This is a genomic window from Flavobacterium rhamnosiphilum (genome assembly GCF_004349195.1).
Lineage (GTDB): Bacteria > Bacteroidota > Bacteroidia > Flavobacteriales > Flavobacteriaceae > Flavobacterium > Flavobacterium rhamnosiphilum.
Genome location: NZ_SMLG01000012.1, coordinates 79748 through 95170, shown reverse-complemented (window position 1 = coordinate 95170; position 15423 = coordinate 79748). Strand labels below are relative to the sequence as shown.

Annotated in this window: 15 protein-coding genes; 11 read left to right on the top strand and 4 right to left on the bottom strand. The window is 34.6% G+C overall.

All coding sequences use genetic code 11. The features are described from left to right. Window positions 1–231: 231 nt before the first annotated feature. The 9 genes from hisS to E0I26_RS14160 all read left to right on the top strand — a co-directional run bounded on the left by hisS (window position 232) and on the right by E0I26_RS14160 (window position 9231). Window positions 232–1602 (top strand): histidine--tRNA ligase, encoded by a 1371-nt coding sequence (gene hisS / locus E0I26_RS14200; RefSeq protein ID WP_131917102.1) that lies wholly within the window; start codon window positions 232–234, stop codon window positions 1600–1602. 286 nt (window positions 1603–1888) lie between these two features. Then, entirely contained in the window at window positions 1889–2467 is a 579-nt protein-coding gene (locus E0I26_RS14195) for a nucleotide exchange factor GrpE (protein ID WP_131917101.1), read from the top strand. A gap of 78 nt (window positions 2468–2545) precedes the next feature. Further along, a complete protein-coding gene (dnaJ, locus tag E0I26_RS14190) occupies window positions 2546–3661 on the top strand; it encodes a molecular chaperone DnaJ (protein WP_131917100.1) in 1116 nt (371 codons plus the stop codon). 141 nt (window positions 3662–3802) lie between these two features. Next, window positions 3803–4723, top strand: a complete 921-nt coding sequence (locus E0I26_RS14185) for an ABC transporter ATP-binding protein (RefSeq protein ID WP_121342666.1) — start codon at window positions 3803–3805, stop codon at window positions 4721–4723. Between the two features lie 96 nt (window positions 4724–4819). Beyond that, window positions 4820–6136 carry an ABC transporter permease gene (locus E0I26_RS14180; protein WP_131917099.1) on the top strand — a complete coding sequence of 439 codons (1317 nt, stop codon included), beginning with the start codon at window positions 4820–4822 and terminating at the stop codon, window positions 6134–6136. Window positions 6137–6219: 83 nt separating this feature from the next. Continuing rightward, entirely contained in the window at window positions 6220–7383 is a 1164-nt protein-coding gene (locus tag E0I26_RS14175) for a sigma-54-dependent transcriptional regulator (protein ID WP_131917098.1), read from the top strand. A gap of 74 nt (window positions 7384–7457) precedes the next feature. Then, the gene (locus E0I26_RS14170) at window positions 7458–8177 is read left to right on the top strand and encodes a DEAD/DEAH box helicase (RefSeq protein WP_131917097.1); all 720 of its coding nucleotides are present in this window, start codon (window positions 7458–7460) and stop codon (window positions 8175–8177) included. A gap of 16 nt (window positions 8178–8193) precedes the next feature. Then, window positions 8194–8412, top strand: coding sequence for a DUF2007 domain-containing protein (locus E0I26_RS14165; protein ID WP_131917096.1), 219 nt, complete (start codon window positions 8194–8196; stop codon window positions 8410–8412). Between the two features lie 21 nt (window positions 8413–8433). Then, on the top strand, window positions 8434–9231 hold the full coding sequence (locus tag E0I26_RS14160) for a Cof-type HAD-IIB family hydrolase (RefSeq protein ID WP_131917095.1): 798 nt from the start codon (window positions 8434–8436) through the stop codon (window positions 9229–9231). Window positions 9232–9486: 255 nt separating this feature from the next. On the opposite strand, the gene E0I26_RS14155 is transcribed toward E0I26_RS14160, so the two are convergent. Both E0I26_RS14155 and E0I26_RS14150 read right to left on the bottom strand, forming a co-directional pair. Then, a complete protein-coding gene (locus E0I26_RS14155; RefSeq protein ID WP_131917094.1) occupies window positions 9487–10296 on the bottom strand; it encodes a hypothetical protein in 810 nt (269 codons plus the stop codon). Window positions 10297–10393: 97 nt separating this feature from the next. Then, entirely contained in the window at window positions 10394–10975 is a 582-nt protein-coding gene (locus E0I26_RS14150) for a hypothetical protein (protein WP_131917093.1), read from the bottom strand. 131 nt (window positions 10976–11106) lie between these two features. On the opposite strand from E0I26_RS14150, the gene mtaB reads away from it, so the two are divergent. After that, on the top strand, window positions 11107–12435 hold the full coding sequence (gene mtaB / locus E0I26_RS14145; protein WP_131917092.1) for a tRNA (N(6)-L-threonylcarbamoyladenosine(37)-C(2))-methylthiotransferase MtaB: 1329 nt from the start codon (window positions 11107–11109) through the stop codon (window positions 12433–12435). A 213-nt stretch (window positions 12436–12648) separates the two neighbouring features. Here mtaB and E0I26_RS14140 read toward each other — a convergent pair whose 3' ends face one another. Together E0I26_RS14140 and E0I26_RS14135 are read right to left on the bottom strand one after the other, a co-directional pair. Continuing rightward, window positions 12649–13365 (bottom strand): 3-ketoacyl-ACP reductase, encoded by a 717-nt coding sequence (locus E0I26_RS14140; RefSeq protein WP_131917091.1) that lies wholly within the window; start codon window positions 13363–13365, stop codon window positions 12649–12651. A 148-nt stretch (window positions 13366–13513) separates the two neighbouring features. Then, complete coding sequence (locus tag E0I26_RS14135) at window positions 13514–14350, bottom strand: DUF6929 family protein (RefSeq protein WP_131917090.1); 837 nt, start codon at window positions 14348–14350, stop codon at window positions 13514–13516. Window positions 14351–14501: 151 nt separating this feature from the next. On the opposite strand from E0I26_RS14135, the gene E0I26_RS14130 reads away from it, so the two are divergent. Further along, window positions 14502–15380, top strand: coding sequence for a PPK2 family polyphosphate kinase (locus E0I26_RS14130; protein ID WP_131917089.1), 879 nt, complete (start codon window positions 14502–14504; stop codon window positions 15378–15380). Window positions 15381–15423: the final 43 nt, after the last annotated feature.

The window sequence follows — 15423 nt, the reverse complement described above, 5'->3', positions numbered from 1 at the left end:
TTGTTTTAAATTGCCTAAAAGGAGCTTCCTTTGGTCGCTCTTTCAGGCAAGAAAACAATATTATTTTTCACTTCCCTATTTCCGCTGTAATCTGGGCTAGGCATCGGGCAATAAAATGCTGAAATTTGTAAACAGATTTATTTTAAAAATAAGATATTTGCAAAGAATTAGAATTTGGAGTTTTTTCAACAATTCCTAAATCTGAAAATCTAAAAATCCAATAATCAAAAAATGGCATCAAAACCGAGCATTCCAAAAGGAACCAGAGATTTTTCACCAACTGAGGTGGCAAAACGTCACTATATTATTCAGATTATAAAAAGTAATTTCGAGAAATTTGGTTTTCAACCGATAGAAACTCCTTCGTTCGAAAACTCTGAAACCCTGATGGGAAAATACGGAGAAGAAGGCGATCGTTTGATTTTTAAAATATTAAATTCAGGAGATTATTTGGCGAAAGCCAATGCGACTCATTTAGAAAATAAAGACAGCACTAAATTAACGTCAAGTATTTCCGAAAAAGCCTTGCGTTATGACTTAACCGTTCCGTTTGCGCGTTACGTAGTGCAACACCAAAATGATATAGAATTTCCATTCAAAAGATACCAAATTCAACCCGTTTGGAGAGCAGACCGCCCGCAAAAAGGACGTTTCAGAGAATTTTTTCAATGTGATGCTGATGTGGTAGGTTCTAAATCATTATGGCAAGAAGTAGAATTAGTTCAGTTGTATGACACTGTTTTTACTGCTTTAGGATTAGAAGGAGTAACCATCAAAATCAATAACCGAAAAATATTATCTGGGATTGCGGAAGTGATTGGCGCATCAGATAAATTAATAGATTTTACCGTTGCGTTGGACAAACTCGATAAAATAGGCGAGGACGGCGTGAAAAAAGAAATGATGGAGAAAGGAATTTCGGAAGAAGCGATTCTGAAAGTACAGCCGTTATTTAATTTCACAGGAACTATTTCAGAAAAAATAAATCAACTTTCTGTTTTGCTAGCGGAGTCTAATGAAGGAATGAAAGGAGTTGAAGAGTTGCGTTTTATTTGTGATAACGTTATTGAATTGGGATTGTCAACAGCAATTTTAGATTTGGATGTTACACTTGCTCGCGGATTGAATTATTACACAGGTGCTATTTTTGAAGTGGCTCCGCCAAAATCAGTTGCTATGGGATCCATAGGCGGTGGTGGAAGGTATGATGATTTGACCGGAATTTTCGGATTGAAAAACATGAGCGGAGTGGGAATTTCTTTTGGATTGGATCGAATTTATTTGGTTGTCGAAGAATTGAATTTATTTCCTGAAACCGTAACTGCAACATCCAAAGCGTTGTTTATTAATTATGGTGATACAGAAGCTTTTTACGCGATGAAAGCGATAAAAGAATTAAGAAATTCAGGTATAAAAGTAGAATTGTATCCGGATAATGCAAAAGTGGCGAAGCAGTTTCAACATGCTGATAAAAGAGGGATTCCTTTTGCGGTAATCACAGGGGAACAAGAAATGGCTCCCAATTCTTTTTCGCTTAAAAATTTAGTGACGGGAGAGCAGGTTTCAGTCGATTTTGAGGGTTTGAAAAATGCATTGTTGTAGTTTTAGTTGTAAAAGCATAAAAAAAGCTTCGTTTTACTAAACGAAGCTTTTTTTAATATAAGTCAATGGTGAATTAATAATTTTCAGGAGGTAATCTTTTTTAACCTTAACAAAGCTAAATAATCTATATCGAGATAGTCTTAAAATTATATTAAAATTTTGAGTTGGTCAAATTTGTTTTAAAGAGTATAAAATTTAGAAAGAATTACAAATTCAATAAAAAGGTGACAATTTGACATTTTAAAAGAATTGGCAGTACTTTTGCAATCCAAAGAAAAGAATAAAAATGAAGTTTAAGAATATTTTTAAAAATACAAGCAATATGACTACTGAAAATACAGAAATCGATCAAGAAATAGATGAGGCAACATTAGAGAATAATGCCAATGGAGAGCAACTTATTATTGAGGAATTGGGTGTAGAAGAGCAATTAACACAAGACTTAGCCAAAGAGAAAGACAAGTATTTACGATTATTTGCTGAATTTGAAAATTACAAACGAAGAACTACAAAAGAACGCATCGAGTTATTTAAAACGGCTAATCAAGAAGTTTTACTTGCGATGTTGCCTGTTTTAGATGATTTCGACAGAGCGATTGTAGAAATAAGCAAATCAGAAGATGAATTGCTGCTAAAAGGAGTGGAGCTTATTCATGAAAAATTAAAAAACACTTTAGTTTCTAAAGGGTTAGAGCAAGTTGATGTAAAGGCTGGAGACGCTTTTGATGCGGATTTTGCTGAAGCAATAACTCAAATTCCTGCGCCGTCAGACAAAATGAAAGGTAAAATTGTCGATGTTCTTGAAAAAGGATATAAATTAGGAGACAAGATCATTCGTTTTCCAAAAGTTGTTATAGGGCAGTAATAGATTCGCGATTAATCGCGTATTTATATCACGCGTAGAGGCGCACTGCAGTGCGACTCAACAAAAGAAAAAATAAAAATGAAAAAAGATTTTTACGAAATATTAGGCATTTCAAAGAATGCTGATGCTGCTGAAATTAAAAAAGCATACCGAAAAAACGCACTACAATTTCATCCTGACAAAAATCCTGGAGACAAATCGGCAGAAGATAAATTCAAATTGGCTGCTGAAGCTTACGAAGTATTAAGCGACCCTCAGAAAAAAGCAAAATACGATCAATATGGTCACCAAGCTTTTGATGGTTCAGGCGGTTTTGGCGGAGGTGGTCACGGCGGAATGAATATGGATGACATTTTCAGTCAGTTTGGTGATATTTTCGGAGGCGGTTTTGGTGGTTTCGGAGGTGGTGGAGGCGGCGGAGTTCGTCGTGCTAAAGGAAGCAACCTTCGTATCAAAGTAAAATTGACATTGGAAGAAATTGCCAATGGCGTGGAGAAAAAAGTAAAAGTAAAACGTAAAGTTCAAGCACCTGGAGTTACCTATAAAACGTGTTCTACATGTAACGGTCAAGGACAAGTGATGCGCGTTACGAATACAATTTTGGGCAGAATGCAATCGGCTTCTACATGTCCAACATGTAGTGGTTCAGGTCAAATTTTAGATAGAAAACCATCAGAAGCAGATTCACAAGGAATGATTCTTGAAGATGAAACAGTTTCGATAAAAATACCTGCGGGTGTGGTTGACGGAATGCAATTGAAAGTTTCTAATAAAGGGAATGATGCTCCGGGAAACAGTATTCCGGGAGATTTGATTGTTGCTATTGAAGAATTGGAGCATGAGTTCTTGAAACGTGAAGGGGAGAATTTACATTACGATTTATACATCAGTTTCGCTGAAGCGGTTCTTGGAATTTCGAAAGACATCGAAGCTATAAACGGAAAAGTGAGAATCAAACTGGAAGAAGGAATTCAATCGGGTAAGATTCTGAGATTAAAAGGAAAAGGAATTCCTAGTATCAATGGTTACGGAAACGGCGATTTATTGGTGCATGTGAATGTTTGGACTCCAAAAACGTTAAACAAAGACCAAAAACAGTTTTTTGAAAAAAATCTTACGGATGAAAATTTTATTCCAAATCCGGAAAAATCAGACAAGTCATTTTTTGAGAAAGTGAAAGACATGTTTTCATAATAAAAAGTTAGATGCTATTTATAGCGTCTAATTTAAAAAATATATTCCCCATCCTTGTTAAAATAAGGATGGGTTTTTTATGTAACTATTCTAAGTATTTCGGTACTAATTATTTACTTTTACACCAATTAAAAAATGAGCATGAGTAATATTCTTGAAGTGAATAAAGTTGTCAAGCAATACGGTGATTATGTGGCGCTTAACGAGGTTTCATTAATGGTTCCAAAAGGAAGTATCTACGGACTTTTAGGTCCAAATGGAGCCGGAAAAACATCACTTATCCGAATTATAAATCAAATTACGTTGCCTGACAGTGGTGAAATTATTTTGGATGGTGAAAAACTGCAACCGAAACACGTTCAATATATAGGCTATTTACCGGAAGAAAGAGGATTGTACAACACGATGAAAGTGGGAGAACAATGCTTGTATTTGGCTCAAATGAAAGGACTTTCTAAGGCTGAAGCCAAAAAACAACTGGAGTATTGGTTCGAAAGATTAGAAATTCAAGGCTGGTGGAACAAGAAAATCCAAGAACTTTCTAAAGGAATGGCGCAGAAAATTCAGTTTGTGGTATGTGTTTTGCACAAGCCAAAGCTGTTGATTTTTGATGAACCTTTTTCTGGTTTTGATCCCGTAAACGCCAATATTATCAAAGATGAAATTCTGGCGTTGAGAGAGGAAGGAGCTACCATAATTTTCTCGACACACCGCATGGAAAGCGTAGAAGAATTATGTGATCATATTGCGCTGATTCACAAATCCAATAAACTGATTGAAGGAAAACTGGACGATGTAAAAAGACAATTTAAAACCAATAGTTTTGAAGTGGGTATTTTATCGGAGAATGTAGAAGGTTTGATGTATGCTATTACGCAGAAATTTACCGTTGGTCCAGCTAATTTTAAATCACTGAACAACGAATTAAAACTGGAAATTCAACTCGGAAATGCCACGCCAAATGAATTGTTGAATATCTTGACGCAATGCGGCCAGGTAACACATTTTGTAGAAAAAATTCCAAGTGTAAATGATATTTTCATTCAAACAGTAACACAATAGATCGTTAGACTTCTTAGATTGTTAGACTTTTTACAGTCTTCTAATCTAATCGTTCTAAAAAATCTAAGTAATCTAAAAATCTAAGCAGTCTAAAAAATGAGCATCATATCATTAATTATAAAAAGAGAGTTTATTGCCAAAGTTCGCAATAAATCTTTTATTGTTATGACTTTTTTAAGTCCGTTACTATTTGTGGGAATAGCCGTTTTTGTGGCCTATTTAAGTTCCATGAAAGCAGATACCAAAAGAATCGCTATTCATGATGAATCGGGTATGTTTGTAAAGGAATTTACGTCGCAAAACAATAAAAATCAAGCGTACAAATACCTTGATTTGTCTTTAATAGATTTAAAATTCCTTAAAGACAGTATCACAAATGAAAGCTATGAAGGATTATTATACATTCCAAAAGCGAATAATACCAAGGATTTCGAAAGTAAAATCCAGTTTATTTCAAACAGCAGTCCCAGTATGTCATTCATTGAAAATGTTCAGGATGTAATAGCAAGTAAACTGACCAAAAACAATTTAGAAAAAGCACATTTAGATACATTGGCTATTAAAAATGCCCAGTCAAAAGTGAATATCAGCTTGACAAAAGCATCTGGTGAAGAAAGTGTAAAAGGGCTTAACGAAATCAAAATAGGCATCGGCGGCGCATTTGGATATCTTATTATGATGTTCATAATCATCTACGGAAACATGGTGATGCGAAGCGTGATCGAAGAAAAAACCAGCCGAATAGTAGAAATCATAATTTCCTCGGTGAAACCATTTCAATTGATGATGGGTAAAATCATAGGAACTTCATTAGCAGGATTGCTGCAATTCTTTATTTGGGCAATAATCGGAATGTCATTAATGTTTGCGGCCTCCGTATTTTTTGGGGTAAATGTGGGGCCAACAGCCAGCGTTTCACCTGAATTGATGCATACTGCACAGCAAGAAATGACCGGAACTGCCCAAATGTATATTAAGGAATTATGGAATTTACCCATTGCAAGTATCCTTGTTGGGTTTGTGATTTATTTCATTGGCGGGTATTTTCTGTACAGTTCATTTTACGCTGCAATTGGCGCTGCAGTTGATAATCAAACGGATTCACAGCAATTTTTGTTGCCTATCATTATGCCGTTAATGTTGAGTGTTTACGTCGGATTTTTCACTGTTATCAATGATCCGCACGGGACAATTGCAGTCGTTTTTTCAATGATTCCGCTTACCTCGCCAATCGTAATGCTCATGCGAATTCCGTTTGGCGTACCTTTGTGGCAAATTGCAATATCGGTAACATTATTATTCGGAAGCTTCTTTTTTGTAGTTTGGTTTGCCGCAAAAATATACCGAATAGGAATACTCATGTACGGCAAAAAACCAACGTGGAGTGAAATGTACCGCTGGTTGAAATATTAAATTTAGATTAATTCGGTTATTTGGTTATTCGTTTAATCGATTAAACAAATAACCAAATTAACGATTAAACAAATTATTAAAATATGTCAAAAATACTAATCATAGAAGACGAAGCCGCAATTCGAAGAGTACTTACAAAAATACTCTCTGAAGAAAACGACACCTATCAGGTTGAAGAAGCCGAAGATGGTGTTGCAGGTTTTGAAAAAATAAAAAACAACGATTACGATTTGGTTTTGTGCGACATCAAAATGCCAAAAATGGACGGTGTTGAGGTGCTGGAAGCAGTCAAAAAAATCAAACCCGAAATCCCTATGGTTATGATTTCCGGTCATGGCGATATGGAAACGGCAATCAATACGATGCGTTTGGGTGCGTTTGATTACATCTCAAAACCACCGGATTTAAACCGATTATTGAATACGGTTCGTAACGCTTTAGACAAAAAACAACTCGTAGTAGAGAATAAAATTCTGAAGAAAAAAGTCAGCAAAAACTACGAAATGGTTGGCGAAAGCGAAGCCATTAATCACATTAAATTGATGATTGACAAGGTTGCCCAAACGGAAGCCCGAGTTTTAATCACGGGACCAAACGGAACCGGAAAAGAATTGGTTGCGCATCAATTGCATGAAAGAAGTGAAAGAGCTAACTTTCCTTTAATCGAAGTGAACTGCGCTGCTATTCCATCTGAATTGATAGAAAGCGAATTATTCGGTCATGTAAAAGGGGCCTTTACATCGGCAGTAAAAGACCGCGCTGGAAAATTTGAAGCCGCTGATAAAGGAACTATTTTCTTGGATGAAATTGGGGATATGAGTCTTTCGGCGCAAGCCAAAGTATTGCGTGCTTTACAGGAAAGTATGATTACCAGAGTGGGAGCGGATAAAGACATAAAAGTTGATGTTCGTGTCGTAGCGGCAACGAATAAAGATTTGAAAAAGGAAATTGCCGAAGGACGTTTCCGTGAAGATTTATACCATCGTTTGGCAGTAATTTTGATAAAAGTTCCTGCATTGAATGAAAGACGGGATGACATCCCGATGTTGATTTCGCATTTTGCTGATAAAATTGCCTCGGAGCAAGGAAATGCAGTCAAAAAATTCTCAAAAGAAGCGATTAATTTATTGAAGGAATACGATTGGACAGGAAATATCCGTGAATTGCGAAATGTAGTGGAACGCTTGATTATCCTTGGCGGAAGCGAAATTTCCGAAAATGATGTAAAGTTATTCGCAAGTAAGTAAATAGTTATAGGTTATAAGTTGTAGGTTATTTGTTTAACCTTATATCTTATACCTTATAACGTACAACTAAAAATATGAAACTAAAAAAAATAAACGAAGAGTTACAACAAGCCCTAATTGAAAACGGTTTGACTGAGGCCAATGCGATGCAAAAAGAAACATTTTCGACAATGAAAAGTGGTTCGGATTGTATTATTATTGCACCAAAAGGAAGCGGGAAATCGACAACAATTGTGCTGAATGTAATTCAGAAATTGGCAGGCGCAAACGAAGAATCACCAAGAGCTTTAATTATTGTTGAAGACAAAGCTAAAGTATTGGAAATGGAATCACTTTTTGAAAAATACGGAAAGAATTCTAATTTAGAAGTCTATGGTGTTCATGATAAAGGGGATATGGAATACGATAAAAATTATATTTCTAGCGGAATTGACGTGTTGATTGGGACTCCAAATAAGTTAAGTGAAATGTTTACCACAGCTGGATTTAATGTAAACCGATTGAAAATGTTTATTTTGGATGATGCAGACCCAATTTTGAAATTGCGTCATGAAACTAAAATCATGCGTATTTCGAATAGCATTGTTAGAACCCAACGTATTATATTCTCGGAACAATTTACAGATCGAATAGAAATCCTTGCTGAAAAAATGCTAGTGGAGCCTTTTGAATTCGATTTTGATGGAGCCGAAGAGGATGAGGACGAAGATTTTGAGGAGGAAGAAAACTTTGAGGCAGATCAAGATGAAGATTTTGAGGAGCAAGAAGGTGATGAGGAAAACGGGAATAAATAATTAAAAATACAATACGATGGGATTAATGAAAGTATTTTCGGGAAGTGAAATTTTAGCAATGGCGTTGAAAGAAAAAATTGAAGCAATTGGTGTTGAAACCGTTTTGAAAAATAATATACAATCGGCTCGATTGGCAGGTTTTGGAACTTCGGGACAAGCAGTGGAATTATTCGTTCAAGAAACCGAGTTTGCAAAAGTGAATCCAGTTATTGAAGAATTTAGAATGAGTATTTAACGCATTCGCAAAAAAAATTAGATGAAATATAAAATGTTGGTTTTGGACATGGACGACACTTTGTTGACTGATGACCATACCATTTCAAACGAGAATAAAGAAATGTTGTTTAAGGCACAGGAATTGGGGGTTTATGTTATTCTGGCATCCGGAAGACCTACGCCTGCAATGACAGCTTATGCCGAAGAATTACAACTAGATGATTCGTATATGATATCGTATAATGGCGCTGTCATTACAGATTTAAAGGAAGATAAAGTCATTTTTGAGCAAACGTTAACCCAAGAACAAATTCATGAATTGTATGATTACAGCTTAAAAAGTAATACTCATATTATTACTTATGTTGATGGGAAAATTGTGAGTGAGACAAATTCGGAATTTATCGAAATCGAAAAAAACATCACAGGTTTAGAACATAATAAAGTCCTTAGTTTTAAAGAAGAGGTTCAGTCTTCAGCTGTAAAATGTATTTTATTAGAAGATCCAATTTATCTTAAAGAAGTAGAAAAAGACTTGAAAGCCGCTATGCCACACCTTAGTGTCAGCATGTCAAAGCCTTTTTTTCTTGAAGTAGCACAAAATGGAATTGACAAAGCCGCCAGCATAAAAATTTTGGCAAAAAAATTGGATATACATCAAAGTGAGATTATAGCTGTTGGAAATGCAGGGAATGATTTGACGATGATTGAATATGCCGGATTGGGTGTTTGGGTTGATAATGTAGATCCTGAATTGAGAGATAAAGGAGATTTTATCGTAGCGTCAAATAATAACCATGGCGTGGCTGAGGTTGTTAGACGATTTATCTTGAACTAAGATTTTTCAAGTTATAATTACCATTAAGAAATTAAGATTATTAAGAACTGCTCTTAAATTATCTTAAATTCTTAATGGTTTTTGTTTTTAGAAAGTAGTCGAGTTGCAAACGTTTTATCGTCCCCGCGGCTTTGCTTGGGTTTTTGGAATAAGTTAAGATTTATCATTCGGTTAATCACTTTTATTTCAAGTACAAAACCAACTTCAAATTAAGCCGAAAACCCAAATCCGGCAAAACCGCTGTTAACAGCTGGATTAATTGGAATTATATTTCTTTACGATTAAATATATGTTTTGCAAACCATAGACATCATCAGAAATTTGCCTTACTAAATCATTATTGTCTTTGAATATTTCAGTGAGTTTTTTCTTGATTTTCAACTTACCAATAATTGAATTTAATAAAATCAATTGACCGTCTATCTCTATAAAGTAATATTCTTTAGGTTTACGAAGATTTTTTGTTCTATCGTTGTGATGATATTCATATTCGTATAAGTTTACTTTACCAATTGCTAAAACTTTGAGGAAACTTTCTTTGGTGTCAAATAAATCGACTTTAGTTTTCTCTTTGAATTCATAGAGGTCATTTCTAAAATGATACGTTTTTATTGTTTCGTTTTTTATTTTGTGCTTGTTTCCATTCTTATCGGACAAATAAAGATTGCCAATCATTGGTTCTGATATTTCTCCATAAATTGTATCATTATTTACAAGTACAATGAATTCTTGTAATCGTGGCTTTTTATTTAGAAAGGATCCTTTTGTTTTCAAAACAAAGTTTGATGAATCTCTTGCAGGTACTGATTCATAGATTCCATCTTCCGTAGACTGGCGGAAATAAATATCATCATTAAACCTGATGATTTTCATTTTAGATATTTTGTGCGAGTAAAATTTAATACCATCTTTTTCAGGATACAGATTTTTTTCAAACAAAGCATTATTTCTAAAAGTTCCATAGATAGTATCATTCTTTTCAGTTACTAAATAATCTAGGAATTCTTTCTGAGAGAAGATACTTTGAAATAAAAAGAAGCAAAATAGGATAAGTTTAATTTTCATTTTGTAAGATGTTTCAAAATCTTGCTGTTAATTTGTTTACAAAAGTAAGTTAGCACTCGACACAATCGGGCGCTAAAGTAAAAAGATCTATATCTAACTAAGATTTTTTCTTTGGAGGTTTACAACTTTTGCAAAAATCAGGATATTCTTGTATTCTTTTAAGGGCTTCAGTTCTAATTTCTAAAAGCTTTTTCTCATTTTGTCCAAGGTCCGTTATTTTTGAGGCATTCGCATGATCCTCTGTGTATTGTTTCTGAATGGCATCATAAATAACTTGTAAAAAACTGGCATCAGAAAAAGTCCCTTTTTGGTCGTAAATTTCTTTTCGCAATTTTCGGGCATAGAGTTCAGATAAATCAAATTCATATTGCGCAAAATTTACTAAATAATTAGCTGTATTAGTATCAGTTGCAATAATGGATGCGGCATCACGCTTGAATGTAGAATTTACTTTTGAATTAAAATTCTTGGTAAACATAAATTCAATATTGCTCATTTGGAAAGCGAAATCAAGACTTGCAGCGGTATGAATACTATTGATTTTGACATTTCCAATTTGAGTAGCGCTAGATTGAAAATCGGAAAGTTGTAATTGGTATTTTCCATCCCATTCAATGTTGTTCTGAGCATTTATTTGAACCGCAATAAAAAGGAATATAATTGAAATTGTTTTTTTCATTTTGAGAGTATAAATTATTGGTCTAGAAGATGCTAAGATATAGAAATTATTGATTTCATTTTCCAGAATATTGTGCGTAAATTTGCGCACTTAAATTTTTTGACAACGATTTCATTAGTTTAAGATGAATTATGGAAAATAGAAAAAAAGTTGCTTTTTATACGCTTGGTTGTAAACTGAATTTTTCAGAAACTTCTACAATTGCTCGTAATCTTCAAGACGAAGGTTTTGATCGCGTCGATTTTGAGGAAGTAGCTGATATGTATGTAATTAATACGTGTTCAGTTACTGAAAATGCGGATAAGCAGTTCAAACAAGTCGTGCGAAAAGCAATGAAATTGAATGATAAAGCATTTGTTGCGGCGGTAGGTTGTTATGCGCAATTGAAGCCGGAAGAATTAGCGAGTGTAGATGGAGTGGATTTGGTTTTGGGAGCAACTGAAAAATTTAAATTGGCGGATTATATTAATGATTTGTCTAAAAATGATTTTGGTGAAGTGCATTCCTGTGAAATTGCCGAAGCTGATTTCTATGTGGGAAGTTATTCGATAGGAGACCGAACCCGTGCTTTCTTGAAAGTTCAGGACGGTTGTGATTACAAATGTACGTATTGCACGATTCCGTTAGCAAGAGGAATTTCGAGAAGTGATGAACTGGAAAATGTATTGAAAAACGCCTCAGAAATTTCGAAACAAAACATAAAAGAAATTGTTCTTACCGGAGTAAATATTGGTGATTACGGTAAAGGGGAATTCGGAAATAAAAAACACGAACATACATTCTTAGAATTAGTTCAGGAATTAGACAAAGTGGAAGGAATCGAAAGATTGCGAATTTCGTCTATTGAACCGAATTTATTGAAAAATGAAACCATAGAGTTTGTATCAAAAAGTAGAACTTTTGTACCGCATTTTCATATTCCTTTGCAATCCGGAAGTAATGACATTCTAAAGTTGATGAAACGTCGTTACCAACGTGAAGTATATACAGAAAGAGTCAATAAAATTCGGGAAGTGATGCCGCACGCTTGTATTGGTGTGGATGTAATTGTTGGTTTTCCAGGCGAAACAGATGAACATTTTCTGGAAACCTACCATTTTTTGAATGAAATGAATATCTCCTATTTGCATGTTTTTACATATTCAGAACGGGATAATACTGAAGCTGCTGCGATGGAAGGTGTTGTTCCTGCCAATGTTCGTGCAAAACGCAGCAAAATGTTACGCGGTCTATCAGTTAAAAAACGTCGTGCTTTTTATGAAAGTCAATTGGGAACCAATAGAACTGTTTTATTCGAAAGTGAAAATAAAGAAGGGTATATTCACGGGTTTACCGAAAACTATGTGAAAGTAAAAACGCCTTGGAATCCAGAATTAGTAAACACGTTGCACGAAATCAATTTGACAAAAATTGATGAAGACGGAAGTGTACGAATGGATTTTGTTACGGCTTTGGTTTAAATCAATTATTAACCATATAAGTCATTTAAGTTTTTAGGACTAACAAGGGCTTTAATAAACAAAGAGATTAAGAGTGATATTTAAGTAAGTAACTCGAAAGTTTTTTAACCATTAAGAGATTAAGAAAATTAAGCGCAAAACTTAATGAAACTTAGTTTCTTAATGGTTTTTATATTTTAAGCTTATATGTTTAAAAACAAAAATAAAAACGAATTATGGATTCGTAGACCAAATACTGCTGTTTTTGATGAAAACGCGTCGGTTTAATTTGAGTTGCGCGATGATTAATTCGGCCATATCTTCTGCTTGCATGACTTTTTCTGGATTTCCATCGGTCAGTTTTAATTCTTTGGCCATATCAGTCGCAACAGTGCTTGGTGTTAATGCCGTTACACGAATATTATGTTTACGCACTTCTTGCATCAACGATTCCGTTAATCCTAAAACAGCAAATTTAGAAGCACTATAAGCGCTCGTTAAAGCATTTCCGCTTAATCCTGCTGTTGAAGAAATATTGATGATATCGCCCGTTTGTCTTTCTATCATATTTGGCAAAACGGCACGTGTCACATAATAGGTTCCCATCAGGTTTACCTGAATGATGCGTTCCCAATCGGTCGGTTCTAATTCTAAGAATTTTCCAAAAGCAGCTATTCCGGCATTGTTGATTAAAATATCAATAGTCCCAAATTCAGCCAAGGCTTTGGCAACGGCAGCGTTTACCGAATTAATATCAGCAACGTCAGCGGCTATCGCCAGTGCTTTTACTCTTAATGAACGTACTTTTGCCGCTACACTGTCTATTTCGTCCTGTGTTCTGGCAACCAAAATTACATTTACGCCTTCTTTGGCTAATGCCAAAGCGATTGCTTTTCCAATTCCTTTTCCTGCGCCGGTGATTAGGGCGTTTTTATTTTTTAAGTCTGTCATTTTATTAATTATTTTATGCCAATAAAAGGCTTAGTTTACTGTAAAAGTACCTTGTTTTACATTTGAAATCTATTTTGATTTTCTATTTAATCTAAATTTAACGTTCTGTTATTTTGGATGAAATGAATATTTTTTAATCTAATTGACTTCATTTTTTGTCCAAAGTCAATTTATAAATAGCAGTTTCCAATACTTCGGTGTCTTTGTCTTCACAAAGCAGGAATTCGATTTTTTCTTTTGAATTGGTGAATAAAGTCAATCCTTCGAATTTATGGGTACTGCTAATTTTTTGAGTGAAATCGATTTTCATGGTTTTTAGGTTGATTCTCCCAATAAGACTTCCTAAAACTTCGCCATCGTCATAAGTAGATTCGGTATCTTCGGCTGTGGCCAAAAAATAAATGCTGTCATCGACTAAAACCGCATCGGTAAAACTGCTGCGTACTCCTTTTATTTTAGGGAGTTTGTAGGCGTTAGAAAGAATAGTAAAATCGTTGGTCAGGTTTTTTCCTTCGATGGTGAAAAGGATATTTTTATTGGAACTTCCGTTGCCACGATTCAATAAAAACCAACTTTCGCCAGTATAGATGGCGCCTTCGAGGTTGAAATCTTCGGGTTTTATTTCTCCAAAATTTTGCATGACTGCATACAAATCAGCGATGTCATTTGTGGCAATTACCTTTTTATCGCTGGAATTGACTTGTATCATTTTGTTCCTTTTTTCAGTGGAACCGGAACCAAAAATATACAAGCTGTCGCCAAAATAAGTTATGGCTTCAAAATCAGCTTTGTCTTTTTTTAGCGTGTTTTCTGTTGGATTCTCTAGTAATGGATGGCGTTTTAAATCTTGGGAATCGATGTGGTACTCATAAAGAAAGCCGCTGTTGTCACCAATAATCAGTAGGGAATTGTCTTTGTAAATGAGTCCTGATGCTGAACTAATGCCGATGATTTGAAAGAGTAATTCGAGTGTGAATTTTTCCATTGTATTTGTTTTGAAAACGAGTGCCTAGCCCAGATAATAGTGGAAATCCTTTTATTATTTTTCTTTAAAATAATAAAAGATTGAAACGAATAGCTGGAAAATGCTCCTTATAATTTGTTATATTTGAGTTTGCAAAGATAAAATATTTCTTATGAAGTCTATAAATCCCGATGATTTTAAAGTGATTGGCAAAATTGATTTGTCAAAAATCCCTACGAACTTGTTTAGCAAAGCCGATGATGATGATAAAGAAGAAAAACTGGAGAAGGTGCAAGTGAAATTGAGTGAAATTCAAGATGTGATGTATGCTCACAATCGCTATGGTGTTTTGGTTTGTTTGCAAGGCATGGATACCTCTGGGAAGGATAGTATGATTCGGGAAGTTTTTAAGGAATTTAACTCACGAGGTGTCGTGGTACATAGTTTTAAAACACCCAACTCAAGTGAGCTAGAACATGATTATTTGTGGAGACATTATTTGGTTTTGCCTGAAAAAGGAAAGTTTACGGTTTTTAACAGGTCACATTATGAAAATGTTTTGGTCACACGTGTGCATCCGGAATACATTATGAATGAAAATTTACCGGGTATTGAAACCGTAGATGCTATTACGCCGCAATTTTGGGAAAATAGAATGCAGCAAATCAATAATTTTGAGAAGCACATTACGCAAAACGGAACTATTATGCTGAAATTCTTTTTACACATGAGTAAAGAAGAACAAAGACAACGTTTGTTACGCCGATTAGAAGAACAAAAACACAACTGGAAATTCTCAACAGGAGATTTGAAAGAAAGGGATCGTTGGGATGATTATATGCATTATTACGAGGAAGCAATCAATAAAACAAGTTCAGAATATGCACCTTGGTATATTATTCCTGCTGATGATAAAGAAATGGCGCGGTATATTGTAGCCAAAATTATTTGGGAAGAAATGCAAAAACATACCGATATTAGAGAACCTGAAATGGATGAAAAAATCAAGGGAAATATTGAAATGTATAAAGAGATGTTAAAAAAGAAATAAAACAAAAAATGCGCTGAATTTCAGCGCATTTTTTTAACTAATT